Source organism: Bacillus sp. FSL K6-0923, assembly GCF_038630825.1.
Lineage (GTDB): Bacteria > Bacillota > Bacilli > Bacillales > Bacillaceae > Bacillus > Bacillus pumilus.
In genome coordinates, this window is sequence record NZ_CP152044.1 from 1,551,634 (window position 1) to 1,570,810 (window position 19,177).

A 19,177-nucleotide genomic window follows, 5' to 3' on the forward strand; every position below is an offset into this window, starting at 1 on the left:
TGGCAGGGGGAGAAAAGCACGATGGGGAAAGTATACATTGTGGGGGCTGGGCCTGGAGATCCAGACTTAATCACATTAAAAGCCCATAAGGCAATACAGCAGGCAGATGTCATTTTATATGATCGTCTTGTCAATCAAGAAATACTCGCCCACGCCAAACCCGAGGCGGAATTAATTTATTGCGGCAAGCTCCCGAATCATCATACGATGAGACAGGAAGCCATCAATGAAGCTCTTGTCACCCATGCAAAGGAAGGGAATGTGGTCGTCCGGCTGAAAGGCGGCGACCCCTTTGTATTTGGACGCGGCGGTGAAGAAATCGAATGTTTAGCTGAGCACGGAATTCCATATGAAGTTGTCCCGGGAATTACCTCTGGTATTGCAGCAGCTGCTTATGCAGGCATTCCCGTGACGCACCGTGAATTCAGCTCGAATGTTGCGTTTGTCACAGGTCATTATCAAAAGGATGAGCATTTTGAAGAAAAGTGGGAGGCACTAGCTACGGGGATTGATACCCTTGTGATTTACATGGGCGTCAAAAACGTAGAAAGAGTGCAGCAGCTTCTGATAAAAAATGGACGCGATCCTGAAACGCCAGCAGCGTTTATACACTGGGGAACCACGACAAGGCAAAAAACGACTTGCTGCACTGTGGCGACACTGTCTGAAACCGTTGAAAAAGAAGGTATCGAGCATCCAAGCTTAATAGTTGTTGGAGATGTCGTTCATTTTCACCAAAAGCTGAACTGGTTTGAACCGGCTCTCATTGAGAATTGAGAATGTTAGAGAAAAGACACGTGCATTGATCGTGTCTTTTCGTCTGAACAAAACAAGTAAGAAGGAGGAGTCACATGAAACAAGCTGTACTTTATGTTGGGCATGGAAGCAGGGTGAAAGAAGCACAAGATAAAGCCATTTCTTTTATGAAAAGCTGTATGCCGTTAGTAGAAGCCGAAATACAAGAAATTTGTTTTTTAGAACTGACAGCCCCTTCTATAGAGGAAGGTTTTGAAGCCTGTGTGAAAAAAGGAGCTACACACATTGCGATCGTCCCGCTCCTCCTTTTAACTGCAATGCATGCTAAGTCGGATATTCCAGTTGAGATTGAGAAAGTACAAAAACGATACCCGCAAGTGAAGGTCACCTACGGGAAACCAATTGGGGTCAATCAAGAAGTGACAAAAGCAGTTGCTGCAAGAATTGAAGAAGCAGGATATCAAGGCGGGAAAGCACGGATTCTTTTAATTGGCCGTGGAAGCTCTGATCCAGATGTGAAGCGAGATGTGTTTGGCATTGCGGACGATGTCCGGCGGCTGCTTCCTCTCGCAGAGGTCTTACCATGTTTTATTACGGCATGTGAGCCAAATTACCGAGATGTTCTTGCGAAATTAACAGCAGATGATGATACACCCGTTTATCTCGTTCCCTACTTGTTATTTACGGGTATTTTAATGAAAGAGATTGAAAATGAAGCCGCTCAGGCGAGAGAGAGGCTGAAAGATGTCCGGGTATGCCGGTATATTGGCTTTCATCCACATGTAAAAGCAGCTTATATTGAACGCGTTAAAGAAACCATTTTAAACAAAGGCGATGCGTTTCATTTCCAAGGAGTAAGCCATGCTTCCAGTCCATCTTGATTTAACCAATCAACAAGTGCTCATCGCCGGCGGTGGAAAAATAGCTGCAAGAAGGGCAGAGGCGCTATGCATAGAGCCTTGCCATATCACCATCGTGAGTCCTGACATTTCTAAAGAGATGGCACGTCTCATTGATACATACAACCTGCATTGGAAAGAAAAGAAAGTGGAGGCTGAAGATGTAGAGGATGCATTTTTCATTGTCGCTGCTACAAACGATCCAGCGGTAAATGATTGGATTGCCCAAACAGCACGACCTCATCAGCTTGTGAATTGTGTGAGCCAATCAGAGCTTGGCAATGTGATCGTGCCAAAGGTGGTCAAAGCAGGAAAAGTGACGATTTCAGTCTCTACAAGCGGTGCGAGCCCAGCCCGGACAAAACAACTGGCTGCGGAAATTGAGACATTGCTTGAACAAGAGGATGTAGATGCACTTGATGCTCTCTATATCGAAAGAAAAAAACAACAAAGAAAAAGCCGATAAAATCTCTTTAAAGGATTTTATCGGCTTTTATTATTTTCGCAGCTTTAGAACGACATCTTCGTCAGGCGTGACAAATAATGTTTGCTGTTGATCATACGTCACAAATCCGGGCTTGGCTCCATTTGGTTTTTTCACATGCCGGATTTTCGTGTAATCGACAGGAACGGAGCTCGACTCTTTTGCTTTCGAGAAGTAGGCAGCGATTTGAGCCGCTTCAAGCAGCGTCTGTTCATCAGGCGTTTGATGACGGATGACGACATGTGATCCAGGAATATCTTTTGTGTGCAGCCAAATGTCGTCACGGGCAGCTGCCTTTGTGGTTAAATACTCGTTTTGTTTGTTGTTTTTTCCGACTAAAATCGGAATACCTTGAGACGATTCATACGTTTCCAGCTGAATGGCCGCCGTTTTTTTCTTTTTGGCGTTGCGCTTTTGTTTGGCGCGTAAATATTTCCCCTCAACAAGCTCTTCTCTCATTTCCTCTAAATCCTTCGGTGAGGCAGAGGAAAGCTGCTGAATCAACTCATCAAAATAAGCAATCTCTTCATGTGTCCGTTCAATTTGTTCATTGACCGCTTCTATTGCATTTTTTGCCTTTTGATATTTTGTGAAATATGCTTGCGCATTTTCAGAAGGGGTTTTGTTTGTTTTCAGCGGTATCGTAACCTCTCCGCCATCTTCATCGTAATAATTGATGACAGTTGCTTCTTTATCCCCTTTTTTGATGGCATATAAATTGGCTGTTAGCAATTCGCCATAGAGCTGGTATTTATGAGCATTTTGAGATTCTTCAAGGGTTCTGTTCAGTTTTTTGAGTTTGTTTTCATTTTTCTTTTTTTCATTTACGACAAACCGTTCAAGGTCAGACGCTTGTTGTTTCACTCTGTCTCTTTCAGCTTTGCCGAAATAAAAGCGGTCCAGCAGCTTGCTGAGAGATTCGAATGTTTTCATTTCACCATCGACATGATGCAGTTCTAATAAATAGAAATATTCTTTTCCGTCTTTTCTTGTGAGCTGCGGGGTAAAGGAATGCATGCGAATAAGCTGGAACATGTCGAGCAGTGTATTTGGAATTGTTTCCTGATTGGCTAGACCAGCCCTGTGTACAGCTTCCTTTGCAAACAGCGGAGAAACCCCAGAGAATGTATCGACAATTTGCTTTGCGATCATTCCTTCTTGAAAGCGTAAATGCTTTAAAATATCGTCCTTCGTTACTGCAAACGGATTTAATTTTTGCTGCGCAGGTGGCAAAAGATATTCGTGACCAGGAAGCACTGTTCGATAGCTATTTACAGATGGAGAAAGATGCTTCAGGCCATCGATGATCTGCTGCGTGTCATCTTCGACAAGAATCAAATTACTATGCCTTCCCATAATTTCAATGTAGAGCTTTCGAGTCTGTTCGTCGCCAATTTCATTGCGGCTTCGTACATGAAGTACGATCACCCGGTCAAATCCAATTTGTTCAAAGCGCTCAATAAATCCGCCCTCAAGATGCTTTCTAAGGAGCATACAAAACATTGGTGGTTCGCTTGGATTGTCATATTGCTGCTCTGTGAGCTGCACTCTAGCGTAGCTCGGGTGAGCGGATAAAAGAAGCTTATGATTCTTTCCGTTTGCCCGGATATGAAAAATTAACTCGTGTTTATATGGCTGATGAATTTTTGAAATTCTACCGCCAGTTAATGTCTCTTGCAATTCATTTGTCATACCATATGTAAAAATGCCGTCAAATGACATGTTGGATACACCCTCTTCTTTCACACAAATCTACTGAAAGAACCTTCCATTTCTCGTTCTTTAGGCAGTCTTATTATTATAGCATGATTTAGGACGAGTCTGAATAAACTGGCTTATAGAACACTGCATATGAGAGAGAACAAAAGAGGAGTGGACGAGGTCAAATGAATTGGCATGAACTGAACCAAACCGATTTATTAAAAACAATGAATACATCGATAGGTGACGGACTGTCAGAAAAAGATGTACAAAAACGGCTTGAAAAACACGGGCCAAACGAATTGCAGGAAGGGAAAAAGGCATCGGCTCTGATTATTTTTTTAGCGCAATTTAAAGACTTTATGGTGTTAATCTTGCTTGCAGCAACGATCATTTCTGCTTTTCTGGGCGAATACATTGATGCAGTAGCCATTGTAGCGATTGTTCTCATTAATGGAGTGCTTGGCTTTTATCAAGAACGACGGGCGGAAAAATCCCTTCAAGCGCTAAAGGAATTATCAACCCCGCACGTGTATGCAAGGAGAAATAATGAATGGATCAAGATCCCGTCTAAACATCTCGTGCCAGGGGATATTGTGAAATTTTCAAGCGGAGACCGGATTGGGGCAGATATTAGATTACTAGAAACAAAGAGCCTGGAAATCGAGGAGTCTGCTCTCACTGGCGAATCCATCCCAGCAGTCAAACACGCAAGTCCTCTTTCTAGCAATCATGTCTCGCTTGGAGATTTGACGAACATGGCCTTTATGGGGACGCTTGTCACTAGAGGAAGCGGCGTGGGCGTTGTCATTGGGACAGGAATGAATACAGCGATGGGACAAATTGCTGGCATGCTGGATGCAGCAGGGAATATGGAAACACCGCTGCAAAGACGTCTCGAACAGCTGGGGAAAATCCTCATTGTGGCTGCTTTATTTTTAACGGTGCTCGTTGTGGTTCTTGGTGTTGTGCAAGGACATGATTTGTATCATATGTTCCTCGCGGGAGTATCACTTGCGGTTGCTGCCATTCCTGAAGGCCTGCCTGCGATTGTCACCGTCGCACTTTCCTTAGGAGTGCAGCGGATGATCAAACAAAAATCGATTGTCAGAAAGCTCCCGGCGGTGGAGACACTTGGCTGCGCGTCGATCATTTGTTCAGATAAAACAGGAACGATGACGCAAAATAAAATGACTGTGACCCATGTATGGGCAGAGGGCAAAACGTGGAATATTTCTGGTACGGGCTATGAGCCATCTGGTGATTTCACCTTGAACGGAGAACTTGTCCATGTAGACAAACATCCAAGCTTGCAAAAGGTGTTATTATACGGGGCGCTTTGTAATACATCGACCATCGTTGAAAAAGATGGCGAAATGAGGCTTGATGGTGATCCGACAGAGGGGGCACTTCTCACCGCAGCACGTAAAGCGGGTTTTACAGAGCAATTCATCGAAGCAGGATTTCACGTGGTAGAAGAGTTTCCTTTTGATTCAGAAAGAAAGATGATGTCAGTCGTCGTCGAAACGAATCAAAAAGAGCGGTACGTCATTGCAAAAGGTGCGCCGGATGTCCTGATGAACCGTTCAAGCCATATCATGCACGGCGGCCGCACAGCTTCATTTTCAACCACTCACAGGCAAGAAACAGAGGCTGCGATTCAAGGTTTAGCAAGGCAGGCGCTGAGAACGATTGCCATTGCGTATAAAAAAGTTGGGCTGACCGAAACAATCAACACTGTCCAGCAGGCTGAAACTGATTTAACATTTATTGGGTTAGAGGGCATGATCGATCCGCCTCGTCCTGAAGTGAGGCGAGCGATTAAAGAGTGCAGGGATGCGGGCATAAAAACAGTCATGATTACAGGGGATCACGTGGAAACAGCCAAAGCGATTGCGAAAGACTTGAGTCTTTTACCAAAGCAAGGAAAGGTGCTCGACGGAAAAGCGCTAGATCACATGAGTGACAAAGAGCTTGAGCAAACGGCTGAAAATGTATACGTTTTTGCACGGGTATCACCGGAACATAAGCTGAGAATTGTGAAGGCCTATCAAAAAAATGGACATATTGTAGCGATGACAGGTGACGGGGTTAATGATGCGCCTGCAATTAAGCAAGCAGATATCGGTATCTCCATGGGTATCACTGGAACAGATGTCGCCAAGGAAGCTTCCTCTCTTATTTTACTTGATGACAACTTTGCAACCATTAAATCGGCCATTAAAGAAGGCCGGAATATTTATGAAAACATTCGTAAATTTGTCCGTTATTTGCTGGCATCAAATGTGGGGGAAATTTTGGTTATGCTGTTTGCGATGCTTCTAGCGCTTCCGCTTCCACTCGTTCCTATTCAAATTTTATGGGTCAACCTTGTCACAGATGGCCTCCCTGCGATGGCGCTTGGCATGGATAAGCCAGAAGGCGATGTCATGAAAAGAAAGCCGAGGAATATGAAAGAGGGGATTTTTGCTAGAGGACTCGGATGGAAGGTTGTATCTAGGGGGTTCCTCATTGGACTTGCGACCCTTTTAGCATTTATGTTTGTGTATCACCGTGATCCAAACAACCTGCCATATGCGCAGACTGTTGCATTTAGTACGCTTGTTTTGGCGCAGCTCATTCATGTATTTGACTGCCGCAGTGAACGATCCATCTTTGAGCGCAATCCATTCGGTAATCTCTACTTGATCGGCGCGGTTTTGTCATCACTTTTATTGATGTTTGTGGTCATTTATTATCCGCCGCTTCAGCCAATTTTCAAAACGGTGGCGATTGCACCAATTGATTGGCTACTGATCATCGGTATGTCTGCACTGCCAACTTTTTTACTGGCAGGATCACTTTTGACAAGAAAAAAATAATTCGTTATGGTATAATTTTGAGGTAATAGTGTCTGCTATTACCTTTTTCATTTTATTAATATGAAAGAATTGGGTGTTTTGACATGATACGCAGTATGACGGGATTCGGCCAAGCGAGTAAAACGGATGGAGAACTGACAGTGTCAGTTGAGCTAAAATCGGTCAATCACCGTTTTAAAGAGGTTCATGCCCGTTTGCCGAGGCCGCTTTTATATTTCGAAGACACATTGAAAAAAATCATTCTTCGTCACGTGCAGCGCGGTAGAATTGAGCTGTTTGTTACGATTGAAGGCGGTAAACTAGCAAGCCGGTCCTTGCAGATTGACTGGCCGCTGCTCGATGAATACATGAAAGCCGCAAAAGATCTCGAGAAACGCTATCACATTTCAGGCATTCAGCATGCACATGACTTACTGGGGCTGGAGCATGCCGTTCAAGTAGAAGAATCGTCCAGCCGAAATGAGCAATTAGAGCAATTGCTGATGGAAGCTTGTGAAACGGCTGTCAAAGAGCTTTGCTTCATGAGAGAGCAGGAGGGAACATCACTTCAAAAAGACTGTGAGCTGAGGCTTTCTGAATTAGAGGCCTACACAGAAGAAATCAAAGTCTTTGCACCAGAGGTTGTGAGTCAGTATAAAGACAGGCTCAATCAGCGATTGCAAGAATGGATCGGAGAGGCGCTTGACGAAAGCAGATTGACAACAGAGGCTGCGATCTTTGCTGACCGCTGTGACATTACAGAAGAGATTACAAGATTGAAAAGTCACTTTCAGCAATTCCAGCAAATCTTAATGCAAGGCGGTGCTGCTGGCAGAAAACTTGATTTTCTTGTACAGGAGCTCAACCGTGAAGTGAACACCATTGGCTCAAAAGCGAACCATCATCATTTAACTAAGCTGGTGGTTGAAATGAAAAGTGCTATTGAAAAAATAAAAGAACAAGTGCAAAATATAGAATAGTCATTGTGTATGCTGTTTACAGTACGTCTCTTTCGGCGAGACTAGAGACGTTTATAATACAGGGGGACGTTAGAAGATGACCATAAAGTTGATCAATATCGGATTTGGAAACATCATTTCAGCGAATCGGATGATTTCGATCGTCAGTCCGGAATCAGCACCGATTAAACGAATGATACAAGACGCAAGAGATCGAGGCATGCTCATAGATGCTACATACGGAAGAAGAACCCGTGCTGTTGTCATTATGGACAGTGACCATGTCATCTTATCTGCCGTTCAGCCTGAGACTGTCGCGCAAAGACTTTCTGTAAAAGAAGAAATCATAGATGAAGGGCAGGGGTAATACGCCATTATGAAAGAAAGAGGACTTTTAATCGTTCTCTCTGGACCTTCGGGAGTTGGAAAAGGAACGGTCAGACAAGCCATTTTCTCCCAGGAAGATACGAAATTTGAATACTCTATTTCTGTGACAACACGCAAACCGCGTGAAGGTGAAAGAAATGGTGTCGATTATTTCTTTAAATCCAGGGAAGAATTTGAACATATGATTGAAAATAAAAAGCTGTTAGAATGGGCAGAGTATGTCGGGAATTACTACGGCACGCCTGTTGACTATGTAGAACAGACATTAAGCGAAGGAAAAGATGTTTTCCTTGAAATCGAAGTGCAAGGTGCACTTCAAGTAAGAGAAGCATTCCCAGAAGGTCTTTTTATTTTCCTTGCACCGCCTAGTCTTTCAGAACTTCAGAACCGCATCATTACGCGTGGTACAGAGTCTGAGGAGCTTATTCGAAATCGAATGGCTGCTGCAAAAGAAGAGATTGAAATGATGGATGCTTACGACTATGTCGTGGAAAACGATGATGTCGAGCTTGCTTGTGAAAGAATCAAAGCGATCGTCCTTGCAGAACACCTGCGCAGAGACAGAGTCGCACCAAGATATAAAAAAATGCTGGGGGTAGAATAAATTATGTTAGATCCTTCAATTGACTCATTGATGAATAAACTTGATTCAAAATACACACTTGTGACAGTGTCTGCACGCCGTGCACGTGAAATGCAGATCCATCAAGATCAGCAAATTGAAAATACGAAGTCTTACAAATTTGTAGGCAAAGCACTTGAAGAAATTGATGCCGGTCTTTTGACATTTGAAAAAGAGGATCAAGAATAACACATCGCTTCTGCTATGCAGATACGATACGTTCAAAAAAGTCAAAACTATGATTGGTTTTGACTTTTTTGAATTGTAGACGAATTTGTGAAAAGGCCGTTAAGGGGGACAAACTAATGTTACAGTCAAAAAATATTTTGCTCGGCGTCAGCGGAGGAATCGCCGTATATAAAGCAGCTGCACTTACTAGTAAACTCGTACAGGCAGGCGCAAATGTAAGAGTCATTATGACAGAATCTGCTCGTGAGTTTGTGTCTCCGCTTACCTTCCAAGCTCTGTCTCGACATGAGGTGTATGTGGATACATTTAAAGAAAACAATCCAAAAGTCATAGCGCATATTGATGTAGCTGACTGGGCCGATCTCATTCTAGTTGCCCCTGCAACAGCACATACGATTGGTAAAATGGCCGCTGGGCTTGCAGATGATATGCTCACGACGACCTTACTTGCTTCAACGGCTCCTGTATGGATCGCACCAGCTATGAATGTGCATATGTATGATCACCCGGCTGTAAAGCGGAACATCCGCACATTATATGAGGACGGCTACCGGTTTATTGAGCCGAGTGAAGGTTATTTAGCCTGTGGCTACATTGGAAAAGGACGATTAGAGGAGCCTGAAAAAATTGTTGAGCACATCCGTGCATTTTTTGAAGAGCCAAAAAGCTTACCGCTTTCAGGCAAAAAAGTTGTGGTGACAGCAGGTCCTACACGAGAAGTCATTGATCCTGTGCGTTTCTTTACAAATCGATCGTCAGGAAAAATGGGCTATGCGATTGCAGAGGCTGCGCAGCAGATGGGGGCAGATGTCACGCTTATTTCAGGACCTGTTTCTTTAAATGCACCTGATCATGTACATGTGGTGCACGTTGAATCGGCAGAGGACATGTATCAAGCCGCATTAGCTGTGTACGAGGAAGCGGACCTTGTCATTAAATCAGCAGCAGTCGCCGACTATACCCCTGTGACCTCATATTCTCATAAAATGAAAAAGCAGGACGGCGCCTTAGAGATTGAATTCACCCGGACAAAAGATATTTTAAAAGAGCTGGGGAAAAGAAAAGAGCATCAAGTGCTTGTCGGTTTTGCAGCTGAAACGCAGGATGTAGAATATTATGCGAAAAAGAAAATCGAATCCAAGCATTTAGATATGATTGTAGCAAACAATGTCACAAAAGAAGGTGCAGGCTTTGGCACAGACACAAATGTAGCAGCCATCATCAAAGCAGATGGTACAACAACAGAATTGCCGATGATGAGCAAAAAAGACCTCGCTTTTGAAATCTTAAAGGAGGCAAAACAGCTGTTGCCAAAAGAGCGTGATCGAGAATGATTGCTGAAATCATCGTAGATGTCACAACGAAAGCCATTGACCGGCCATTCGATTACCGTGTACCAGATCGCTTCAAAGATCTCGTCAAAGCGGGAATGAGGGTGGTCGTTCCCTTTGGCCCGAGGAAGATTCAAGGGTTTGTGACAAAAGTCAAAGAAGAAACAGACGTAAAAACAGGAAGCATAAAGGACATTGTCGATTTATTTGACTTATCACCTGTTCTGACAGATGAGCTATTGGAGCTTTCCCACTGGCTGACGGAAAAAACGTTGTCCTATCACATTACGGCACTTCAATCGATGCTCCCTGCAGCCATGAAGGCGAAATATGAAAAAGAAATTCAAGTGCTGTCAGATGAAGAACTTCCGCAGTCATTGAAAGAGCTTTTCGGTCAGCGAGATAGCATTCTTTATGCTGACATCCCAGCCGAACAACTAAAACAGATTCAAAAGCATGTCCAAAAAGGTCATTTAGAGGTAAGGTATCACGTCTCGCAAAAATCTGGAAAGAAAAAAGTGCGCACGCTCCAACTAGCTGTATCCAAAGATAAGCTTGAAGAAAAACAGCAGCAGCTGAAGAAAAATGCGGTGAAACAAAAGGCACTGCTCTCCTTTTTGCTTCAAGCGAGTGAGACAACCTTTTTAGCGAAAGACTTGCAGCAGCAAACAGGCACGAGTTCTCAAACGCTTAAAACCTTTATTCAAGAAGGGCTGCTAACAGAAAGTTATGAAGAGGTCTACCGGGATCCTTATCGTGACCGGGCGTTTACACCTTCTGCCTCACTTGACCTCATGCCAGAACAAAGAGAAGCGGCAAAACATATTCATCAAGCAGTCAGTGATGACCGTCATGAAACTTTTCTGCTGCACGGGGTAACAGGAAGCGGTAAAACGGAAATATACTTGCAGACGATTGATCATGCCCTGCAAAAAGGAAAAGAAGCGATCGTCCTCGTTCCAGAAATCTCGTTAACCCCTCAAATGGTTCAGCGGTTTAAAGAACGGTTCGGTTCAAATGTGGCTGTACTTCACAGCGGCTTATCGACAGGGGAAAAATATGATGAATGGCGGAAAATCCATCGCAAGGAAGTCAAGCTTGTCGTGGGTGCGAGATCGGCTGTTTTCGCACCATTTGAAAATCTAGGCATGATTATCATAGATGAAGAGCATGAATCTTCTTATAAACAAGAGGAAATGCCTCGTTATCATGCCAAGGACGTCGCTATTGAACGAGCCAGAAGGCATCGATGCCCAGTCGTTTTAGGCAGTGCTACCCCTTCACTTGAAACCTACGCGCGTGCCAAAAAAGGCGTGTTTACATTGCTGACGCTCAAAAACCGAGTCAACCAGCAGCAGCTGCCGCACGTTTCGTTAATTGATATGAGAGAAGAATTGAGAAATGGCAACAGGTCCATGTTTTCAGAAGAATTAATGATCAGATTAAAGGAAGTGCTTGAAAGAAAAGAACAAGCCGTCTTATTTCTGAATAAAAGGGGCTATTCATCCTTTGTGATGTGCCGTGATTGCGGATATGTCGAGCAATGTCCTCATTGCGAAATTTCTCTCACCTATCACCGCTATCAAAAACGGCTGAAATGTCATTATTGCGGGCACGAGGCACCGGTGCCAGCTGAATGTCCAGAATGCCATAGTGAGCATATTCGCTATTTTGGTACGGGTACGCAGCGTGTAGAAGAAGAGCTGACTAAAGTACTGCCAGAGGCAAGAGTCATCCGAATGGATGTCGATACAACGTCTCGTAAAGGTGCTCACGAAAAGCTCCTCACATCTTTTGGCAATAAAGAAGCAGATATTTTGCTCGGGACGCAGATGATTGCAAAAGGGCTGGATTTCCCCGATGTCACACTTGTTGGTGTTCTAAGTGCCGATACGTCTCTTCATATCCCTGATTTCCGTTCAAGTGAAAAAACATTTCAGCTTCTCACGCAGGTCAGCGGCAGGGCAGGACGACATGAAAAAGCAGGCTCTGTGATCATTCAATCGTATACGCCTTCTCATTATAGTATTGAATTAACGAAGCAGCATGACTATGAAGCCTTTTATGAACAGGAGATGCTGCATCGCCGCCACCAGTCCTATCCGCCGTATTACTTTTTGGCGATGGTGACAGTATCACATGAGGAAGTGACGAAGGCAGCGCATGTTACGGATCAAATTGTTCAGTTCCTAAAAATGAACTGTGCACCGAATACAAGGATCCTTGGTCCGGCTGCATCACCAATCGCTAAGATCAAAGATAGATATCGATATCAATGCGTGATAAAATACAAAAGGGAAAATGAACTGGCAAGTTTACTACGGAAAATACAAGACCATTATCAAAAGGAAATGGAACAAAAACAATTGATGATTTCAATAGATATGAATCCATATATGATGATGTAAAACGGAGGGCTTTAAGTGGCAGTAAAACCAATAGTCATACATCCGGCAGACGTACTTGAACAAAAGGCAGAGCCTGTCGATACGTTCGATAAAAAGCTTAAAAAACTGCTTGATGATATGTATGATACAATGCTTGAGCTAGATGGAGTCGGACTAGCAGCACCACAAATTGGCATTTCTCAAAGAATTGCTGTTGTCGATATCGGAGAAGAACCTGGCAGAATTGATTTAGTGAATCCCGAGGTTCTTGAAGTAAAAGGAAGTCAAACTGATATTGAAGGCTGCCTGAGCTTTCCATCTTTATACGGCACAGTAGAAAGACCGAGCTATGTGAAGGTAAAAGCCTTTGATAAGAAAGGCAAACCATTTACAATAGAAGCAGAAGGATTTTTAGCAAGAGCCTTATTGCACGAAATTGATCATTTAGACGGCATATTATTTACGTCGAAAATCATTCAAACTTATACAGAAAAAGAACTTGCGGAAATGGAAGGGTGAAGAAAATGGCACGTATTGTATTTATGGGAACCCCTGATTTCTCAGTACCTGTGCTGCAAACACTCATAACAGAAGGATACGAAGTTGTCGGGGTCGTCACGCAGCCAGATCGCCCGAAAGGCAGAAAACGAGTACTCACGCCGCCTCCTGTGAAAGTGGAAGCCTTAAAGCACGGCATTCCGGTCTTGCAGCCTGAAAAGGTGCGCCTTGATGAAGAAATTGATAAAGTGCTTGCCTTAAAACCAGATTTAATTGTGACAGCGGCTTTTGGACAAATCCTCCCAAAACGACTACTGGATGAACCTCAGTTTGGCTGTATCAATGTGCATGCCTCGCTGCTGCCAGAACTAAGAGGGGGCGCGCCGATCCATTATGCGATCCTTCAAGGTAAAAAGAAAACAGGCGTTACAATCATGTACATGGTGGAACGACTTGATGCAGGGGACATGATCAGTAAAGTAGAAGTGGAAATCGACGAATTAGACAATGTCGGTACATTGCATGACAAATTAAGTGTAGCAGGCGCTGCACTATTGAAAGATACTGTGCCGAATGTTCTGAGCGGATCTATTTCACCAATTCCGCAAAATGAAGAAGCGGCAACGTATGCACCTAATATAAAGCGAGAGCAGGAAAGATTAGACTGGACAAAGACCGGAGAAGAGCTTTACAACCAAGTTCGCGGCTTAAATCCGTGGCCAGTTGCCTATACTGAATGGAACGGGGCTCATCTAAAAGTATGGGATGCGAAAAAAGTGCCACTCGAAGCGCAAGAAGAACCTGGGAAAGTGATTGAGCTTCAAAAAGAAGGTCCAGTCATTGGAACTGGGAATAACCAAGGCCTTTTATTAACAGGTGTACAGCCAGCTGGTAAGAAAAAGATGAGCGGCGAAGACTTCCTAAGAGGCGCAAATATCGAAATTGGACAGAAATTAGGGTTAATGAATGAAGAAAAGTAATGTGAGAGAAGTAGCGCTAGACGCTTTAATCAAACTCGAACAAAACCAAGCATACAGTAATTTGCTTTTGCAGTCAGTCATGAAAGACAAAGACTTGGCAGATCAGGACAAACCGCTCTTAACAGAGCTTGTGTACGGTACTCTGCAAAACAAGCTGGCATTAGATTATATGCTGGCACCATTTGTGAAAAAACCGCAAAAGGTGGCTCCTTGGGTCATGCAGCTTTTGCGGATGTCTCTTTATCAAATGGTCTACCTTGAAAAAATTCCAGATCGTGCAGCCATCCATGAAGCAGTTGAGCTAACGAAAAAGAGAGGGCACAAGGGCATTTCTTCACTTGTGAACGGTGTTCTTCGTTCCGTGCAAAGAGAAGGCGTTCCGGCTTTTGATGCCATCGAAGATCCGGTCAAGCGGCTTTCGATTGAGACAAGCCACCCATTATGGCTCGTGCAGGAGTGGGTTCAGTCATACGGATTTGAAGCAGCAGAAAGCATGTGCCGTATTCATTTAGTACCGCCAAAGCAAACCCTTCGTGTCAATCGAATGAAAACGGACCGCGCTGCACTGCAGCAAGAGCTGCTGGAGGCCGGGATTGAAACGGAGCTTGGTGACTTATCTGAAGATGCACTTAAGCTGATGAAAGGGTCCATCGTTTCAACCTCTTCTTTCCAAGAAGGCTATGTGACCATTCAAGATGAAAGCTCAATGCTTGTCGCAAGAGCACTAGACCCTCAGCCGGGAGAAATTGTGCTTGACGCCTGTGCGGCTCCAGGCGGAAAATCAACACATATCGCAGAGCGTATGAACGACGAAGGACAAATTGTTTCACTTGATTTGCACGAACATAAAGTGAAACTCATCAAACAAGCAGCAAAACGTCTGAACCTTACTCAGATTGAAGCAAAAGCGCTTGATGCAAGGAAAGCAAAGGGTGATTACAGCGAAGCTTCATTTGACCGGATTCTGATTGATGCGCCGTGTTCTGGTTTTGGCGTCATTAGACGGAAACCAGATATGAAATATACAAAGTCTCCAGAAGACTCAGCAAGGCTTGCTGCAATTCAGCAGGCAATCTTAAAAGAAACAGCTCCGCTTTTAAAGCCTGGCGGAACCCTTGTATATAGTACATGTACAATGGACCCAACAGAAAATCAACAAGTGATTCATGCGTTTTTACAAGAACACCAAGACTTCGAACCCGATCTATCTCTTAATGAACGGCTGCCTGAGCAGGTTGCTCCGTTTGTTCAAAACGGAAGTGTGCAAATTCTTCCTCATTATTTCGGAACAGATGGTTTCTTTATTTGCAGCATGAGAAAGAAGGGATAAAAAATGACAGAACAAAAAGTAAGAAAAGAACTGAAAACAGATATGCCGTCGATCTATTCATTTGAGCTTCACGAAATGAAAGAATGGTTAAAAGAACAAGATGAAAAACCTTTCCGCGCAGCTCAAATTTTTGAGTGGCTTTATGAGAAACGTGTGACATCATTTGATGAAATGTCTAACCTCTCCAAAGAATTAAGAGAAAAGTTAAAAGATCAATTTACAATCACAACTTTAAAAACCGTGATCAAACAAACGTCTCAGGACGGAACGATCAAGTTTTTATTTGAACTGCATGATGGTTATACAATTGAAACAGTGCTTATGCGTCACGAATATGGAAACTCTGTCTGTGTGACAACACAGGTTGGCTGTCGAATTGGCTGTACATTCTGTGCATCTACACTTGGTGGTTTAAAACGAAACCTTGAAGCCGGAGAAATCGTTGCACAAGTATTAAAAGTGCAGCAGGCACTTGACGAAACAGACGAGAGAGTCAGCTCTGTTGTCATCATGGGAATTGGCGAACCGTTTGATAACTTTGAAGAAATGCTTGCCTTCCTTAAAATCATCAACCATGATAATGGCTTAAATATTGGTGCACGCCATATTACGGTTTCGACAAGCGGAATCATTCCAAAGATCTATCAATTCGCTGATGAGCAAATGCAAATCAACTTTGCTGTGTCATTGCACGCACCGAACACAGAGATCAGAAGCCGCCTAATGCCGATCAATAAGGCATATAAGCTGCCAAAATTAATGGAAGCCATCGAATACTACATTCAAAAGACGGGTAGACGTGTCAGCTTTGAATACGGCCTGTTTGGCGGAGTAAATGATCAAGTTCACCATGCAGAAGAACTGGCAGACCTATTAAAAGGAATCAAGTGCCACGTGAACCTTATTCCGGTGAACTATGTACCAGAGAGAGATTATGTGAGAACACCTAGAGAACAAATCTTCCTATTTGAAAAAACGCTGAAAGAACGCGGCGTAAACGTAACGATTAGACGAGAGCAAGGCCATGACATTGATGCTGCTTGCGGTCAGCTAAGAGCGAAGGAGCGTCAGGAAGAGACGAGGTGACGAATGTTGATAAGGGCAGCCTTTCTTACCGATACAGGAAAAGTCCGTCAGCATAATGAAGATGATGCAGGTATTTTTGAAGCAAAAGAAGATTCACTTCTCGCTGTTGTAGCAGACGGCATGGGAGGTCATCTTGCTGGTGATGTCGCCAGCAAGATGGCAGTCTCTTCTTTAAAAGAATACTGGGAAGAAATATCTTCAATTCCAGAAAAGCCAGCCGATCAAGAAAGCTGGTTAATCTCAAAAATCAGTGACATTAATGACCAAGTTTATGAACATGCGCAAAACAATGAGGAGTGCCAAGGAATGGGGACGACCATTGTATGTGCGCTCGTTCATTTGCAAACGGTCACAATTGCGCATATTGGAGACAGCCGCTGCTATCTGCTAAGAGAAGGAGCGCTGACCCAATTAACAGATGATCATTCACTCGTGAATGAGCTTGTGAAAACAGGTGAAATTTCAAAAGCGGATGCAGAATATCATCCAAGAAAAAATGTGCTCACGAAAGCATTAGGAACAGATAAGCGTGTTCAGATTGATGCACGCACCTTTGAAGTGGACCCAGGAGATCAAATCCTGCTCTGCTCAGATGGTCTATCGAATAAAATAGAAGAAGAGCATTTGATTCATATTTTAACGCAAACAACCGCACCAGAGGAAAAAGTAACAGAGTTAATACAAACAGCGAATGACAACGGCGGTGAAGATAACATTACAGCAGTACTGTTAGAAATCTCCTCCCAGCCAGAGGAGGGTGACAGCAAGTGTTGATCGGAAAAAGGATCAGCGGCCGTTATCAGATTCTTCGCGTTATAGGCGGAGGCGGAATGGCAAACGTCTATTTGGCGGAGGATATGATTTTAGATCGCGAAGTAGCGATTAAAATTTTGCGGTTTGATTTTGCGAGCGATGATGATTTTATTAGACGTTTCCGGAGGGAAGCACAGTCAGCTGCAAGCTTAGATCATTCGAATATTGTCAGCATCTACGATGTCGGGGAAGAAGATGACATTTATTATATTGTCATGGAATATGTCGAGGGAATGACGCTGAAGGAATACATACACGCCAATGGTCCGCTTCATCCGAAAGAAGCCGTTCGCATCATGGAACAAGTCGTTGCGGCGATGGAAGAAGCCCATGCGAAACAGCTTGTCCACCGTGACATTAAGCCTCACAATATATTAATAGACAATATGGGGAACATCAAAGTCACGGATTTTGGGATTGCCATGGCACTCAGCTCAGCGACTATTACCCATACAAATTCTGTCCTAGGCTCCGTGCACTACTTGTCTCCAGAACAAGCACGCGGGGGTCTTGCAACGAAAAAGTCAGACATCTATTCGCTTGGGATTGTGCTCTATGAACTCATCTCAGGACGCATGCCATTTGAAGGGGAATCGGCTGTCAGTGTTGCACTGAAGCATTTGCAATCAGAGCCGCCATCTGTGAGAAGGTGGAATCCTTCTGTTCCACAAAGCGTGGAAAACATCATTTTAAAGGCGATGGCCAAAGATCCATTTTATCGATATGAAGATGCATCTGAAATGCAAAAAGACTTAAAAACCGCTTTCGATCCAGCCAGATTAAAAGAAAAACGCTTTGTCATTGAAGAAGACCATGAAGCAACGAAAGCGATCCCAATTATTCAAGATCATCAAATCGATCAAGACAATGAAAAAACAGCCGTCCATCCGGCTCAAAAACCGAAGAAAAAAGAGAAACAAAAGCCGAAAAAGAAACGGAAAAAATGGCCATGGATTGTGGCATCCATCTTATTTATATTGACTGCTGCGACAATTTTAGCCATCACTGTGTTTCCAGGGCTGCTTTTTCCAAAAGATGTGGAAGTCACAGATGTATCTGGCATGACGGTTGAAAAAGCAGAAGATACCTTAAAGAAAGCTGGGTTCACCGTCGCTTCGGAGTCAATAGAGATCGCTGATGAGAAAATTGAAAAAGGTCTCGTCGTCAAAACAGATCCGAAAATCGGCACAAAGGTCAAAGAAGGAACAGAGATTCAGCTTTACGAAAGTACTGGCAAGGAAAAGACCGAATTACCTGATGTGACAGGCGAAAAGGTCGATAAAGCAAAAGAAATCTTAGAGAAAAAAGGGTTTAAACAGGTCGTTGTGGAGGAAGTGAATGACAATGACACCGAATCTGGGATTGTCATGGAACAGAGTCCTTCCGCGAATACTGAACTTGTAGCAGCAGATGAAGAAGTCACGTTGACTGTCAGTATAGGTCCTGCCGATATTACATTACGTGATTTAACGACGTATAGTAAGCAAGCGGCATCGAATTATTTAGAGGATAACGGCTTGAAGCTTGATGAAAAAGAAGCGTATTCTGATGATGTGCCAAAAGGCGAGGTCATGAAGCAGGAACCAGGAGCAGGAACGGCTGTTAAACCAGGTGACACGGTCAAGATTACATTCTCTCTTGGACCGAAGGAAAAACCAGCCAAAACGGTGACCGAAAAGATTGCGATCCCTTATGAACCAGAAGTGGAAGGACAGGAGATGAATGTCCAAATTTCCATTGATGATGCGGAGCATAGCATCTCTGATTCATACGAAAGCTTTAAAATCACTGCGCCGACTGAACGGACCATTAAATTTAAGATTGAACCAGGTCAAAAAGGATATTATCAAGTGACGGTTGATGATAAAGTCGTCAGCTCGAAAACGATCGAATACCCTGATGATGAATAAAGGAG

General features: G+C 43.7%; 17 protein-coding genes. 16 read left to right on the forward strand and 1 reads right to left on the reverse strand.

Features of this window, described 5'->3' with window-relative positions:
* Nucleotides 1-21 precede the first annotated feature (21 nt).
* The 3 genes from cobA to MHI16_RS07830 all read left to right on the forward strand — a co-directional run bounded on the left by cobA (nt 22) and on the right by MHI16_RS07830 (nt 2,121).
* The gene (gene cobA, locus MHI16_RS07820) at nt 22-777 is read left to right on the forward strand and encodes a uroporphyrinogen-III C-methyltransferase (protein WP_058014029.1); all 756 of its coding nucleotides are present in this window, start codon (nt 22-24) and stop codon (nt 775-777) included.
* Between the two features lie 74 nt (nt 778-851).
* Nucleotides 852-1,637, forward strand: a complete 786-nt coding sequence (locus tag MHI16_RS07825; protein ID WP_058014028.1) for a sirohydrochlorin chelatase — start codon at nt 852-854, stop codon at nt 1,635-1,637.
* Entirely contained in the window at nt 1,618-2,121 is a 504-nt protein-coding gene (locus MHI16_RS07830; protein WP_058014027.1) for a bifunctional precorrin-2 dehydrogenase/sirohydrochlorin ferrochelatase, read from the forward strand. The genes MHI16_RS07825 and MHI16_RS07830 overlap by 20 nt, the downstream gene beginning before the upstream one ends.
* A 30-nt stretch (nt 2,122-2,151) precedes the next feature.
* Here MHI16_RS07830 and MHI16_RS07835 read toward each other — a convergent pair whose 3' ends face one another.
* Nucleotides 2,152-3,861 (reverse strand): NFACT RNA binding domain-containing protein, encoded by a 1,710-nt coding sequence (locus MHI16_RS07835; RefSeq protein WP_058014026.1) that lies wholly within the window; start codon nt 3,859-3,861, stop codon nt 2,152-2,154.
* 164 nt (nt 3,862-4,025) lie between these two features.
* Between MHI16_RS07835 and MHI16_RS07840 the strand changes: the two genes are divergently transcribed.
* The 13 genes from MHI16_RS07840 to pknB all read left to right on the forward strand — a co-directional run bounded on the left by MHI16_RS07840 (nt 4,026) and on the right by pknB (nt 19,172).
* Entirely contained in the window at nt 4,026-6,701 is a 2,676-nt protein-coding gene (locus tag MHI16_RS07840) for a calcium-translocating P-type ATPase, SERCA-type (RefSeq protein WP_058014025.1), read from the forward strand.
* Nucleotides 6,702-6,784: 83 nt separating this feature from the next.
* Nucleotides 6,785-7,660, forward strand: a complete 876-nt coding sequence (locus MHI16_RS07845; RefSeq protein ID WP_044141956.1) for a YicC/YloC family endoribonuclease — start codon at nt 6,785-6,787, stop codon at nt 7,658-7,660.
* A gap of 76 nt (nt 7,661-7,736) precedes the next feature.
* Nucleotides 7,737-8,006, forward strand: coding sequence for an extracellular matrix/biofilm regulator RemA (remA, locus tag MHI16_RS07850; RefSeq protein WP_008344898.1), 270 nt, complete (start codon nt 7,737-7,739; stop codon nt 8,004-8,006).
* Between the two features lie 9 nt (nt 8,007-8,015).
* Nucleotides 8,016-8,630 (forward strand): guanylate kinase, encoded by a 615-nt coding sequence (gmk, locus tag MHI16_RS07855; protein WP_003212381.1) that lies wholly within the window; start codon nt 8,016-8,018, stop codon nt 8,628-8,630.
* 3 nt (nt 8,631-8,633) lie between these two features.
* A complete protein-coding gene (rpoZ, locus tag MHI16_RS07860; protein ID WP_003211647.1) occupies nt 8,634-8,837 on the forward strand; it encodes a DNA-directed RNA polymerase subunit omega in 204 nt (67 codons plus the stop codon).
* Between the two features lie 116 nt (nt 8,838-8,953).
* Nucleotides 8,954-10,171: a bifunctional phosphopantothenoylcysteine decarboxylase/phosphopantothenate--cysteine ligase CoaBC gene (coaBC, locus tag MHI16_RS07865; protein ID WP_058014024.1), complete on the forward strand. Its 1,218-nt coding sequence runs from the start codon at nt 8,954-8,956 to the stop codon at nt 10,169-10,171.
* Complete coding sequence (gene priA, locus MHI16_RS07870) at nt 10,168-12,576, forward strand: primosomal protein N' (protein ID WP_058014023.1); 2,409 nt, start codon at nt 10,168-10,170, stop codon at nt 12,574-12,576. The genes coaBC and priA overlap by 4 nt, the downstream gene beginning before the upstream one ends.
* Before the next feature lie 15 nt (nt 12,577-12,591).
* Nucleotides 12,592-13,074 (forward strand): peptide deformylase, encoded by a 483-nt coding sequence (def, locus tag MHI16_RS07875; protein ID WP_058014022.1) that lies wholly within the window; start codon nt 12,592-12,594, stop codon nt 13,072-13,074.
* 5 nt (nt 13,075-13,079) lie between these two features.
* Complete coding sequence (gene fmt / locus MHI16_RS07880) at nt 13,080-14,033, forward strand: methionyl-tRNA formyltransferase (protein ID WP_058014021.1); 954 nt, start codon at nt 13,080-13,082, stop codon at nt 14,031-14,033.
* Entirely contained in the window at nt 14,020-15,363 is a 1,344-nt protein-coding gene (gene rsmB, locus MHI16_RS07885; RefSeq protein ID WP_058014020.1) for a 16S rRNA (cytosine(967)-C(5))-methyltransferase RsmB, read from the forward strand. The genes fmt and rsmB overlap by 14 nt, the downstream gene beginning before the upstream one ends.
* Nucleotides 15,364-15,366: 3 nt before the next feature.
* Nucleotides 15,367-16,449: a 23S rRNA (adenine(2503)-C(2))-methyltransferase RlmN gene (gene rlmN, locus MHI16_RS07890; protein WP_058014019.1), complete on the forward strand. Its 1,083-nt coding sequence runs from the start codon at nt 15,367-15,369 to the stop codon at nt 16,447-16,449.
* 3 nt (nt 16,450-16,452) lie between these two features.
* Nucleotides 16,453-17,223 (forward strand): Stp1/IreP family PP2C-type Ser/Thr phosphatase, encoded by a 771-nt coding sequence (locus MHI16_RS07895; RefSeq protein ID WP_058014018.1) that lies wholly within the window; start codon nt 16,453-16,455, stop codon nt 17,221-17,223.
* The gene (gene pknB, locus MHI16_RS07900; protein WP_058014017.1) at nt 17,217-19,172 is read left to right on the forward strand and encodes a Stk1 family PASTA domain-containing Ser/Thr kinase; all 1,956 of its coding nucleotides are present in this window, start codon (nt 17,217-17,219) and stop codon (nt 19,170-19,172) included. Before MHI16_RS07895 ends, pknB begins: the two co-directional genes overlap by 7 nt.
* The last annotated feature ends 5 nt before the right edge of the window (nt 19,173-19,177 follow it).

Bases quoted from the DNA above. Each gene is read 5' to 3' on its own strand.
- priA (WP_058014023.1), top strand. From the start codon at position 10,168: ATGATTGCTGAAATCATCGTAGATGTCACAACGAAAGCCATTGACCGG.
- rlmN (WP_058014019.1), top strand. From the start codon at position 15,367: ATGACAGAACAAAAAGTAAGAAAAGAACTGAAAACAGATATGCCGTCG.
- MHI16_RS07845 (WP_044141956.1), top strand. From the start codon at position 6,785: ATGATACGCAGTATGACGGGATTCGGCCAAGCGAGTAAAACGGATGGA.
- gmk (WP_003212381.1), top strand. From the start codon at position 8,016: ATGAAAGAAAGAGGACTTTTAATCGTTCTCTCTGGACCTTCGGGAGTT.
- fmt (WP_058014021.1), top strand. From the start codon at position 13,080: ATGGCACGTATTGTATTTATGGGAACCCCTGATTTCTCAGTACCTGTG.
- MHI16_RS07830 (WP_058014027.1), top strand. From the start codon at position 1,618: ATGCTTCCAGTCCATCTTGATTTAACCAATCAACAAGTGCTCATCGCC.
- rpoZ (WP_003211647.1), top strand. From the start codon at position 8,634: ATGTTAGATCCTTCAATTGACTCATTGATGAATAAACTTGATTCAAAA.
- remA (WP_008344898.1), top strand. From the start codon at position 7,737: ATGACCATAAAGTTGATCAATATCGGATTTGGAAACATCATTTCAGCG.
- MHI16_RS07835 (WP_058014026.1), bottom strand. From the start codon at position 3,861: ATGTCATTTGACGGCATTTTTACATATGGTATGACAAATGAATTGCAA.
- MHI16_RS07825 (WP_058014028.1), top strand. From the start codon at position 852: ATGAAACAAGCTGTACTTTATGTTGGGCATGGAAGCAGGGTGAAAGAA.
- MHI16_RS07840 (WP_058014025.1), top strand. From the start codon at position 4,026: ATGAATTGGCATGAACTGAACCAAACCGATTTATTAAAAACAATGAAT.
- rsmB (WP_058014020.1), top strand. From the start codon at position 14,020: ATGAAGAAAAGTAATGTGAGAGAAGTAGCGCTAGACGCTTTAATCAAA.
- coaBC (WP_058014024.1), top strand. From the start codon at position 8,954: ATGTTACAGTCAAAAAATATTTTGCTCGGCGTCAGCGGAGGAATCGCC.
- cobA (WP_058014029.1), top strand. From the start codon at position 22: ATGGGGAAAGTATACATTGTGGGGGCTGGGCCTGGAGATCCAGACTTA.
- MHI16_RS07895 (WP_058014018.1), top strand. From the start codon at position 16,453: ATGTTGATAAGGGCAGCCTTTCTTACCGATACAGGAAAAGTCCGTCAG.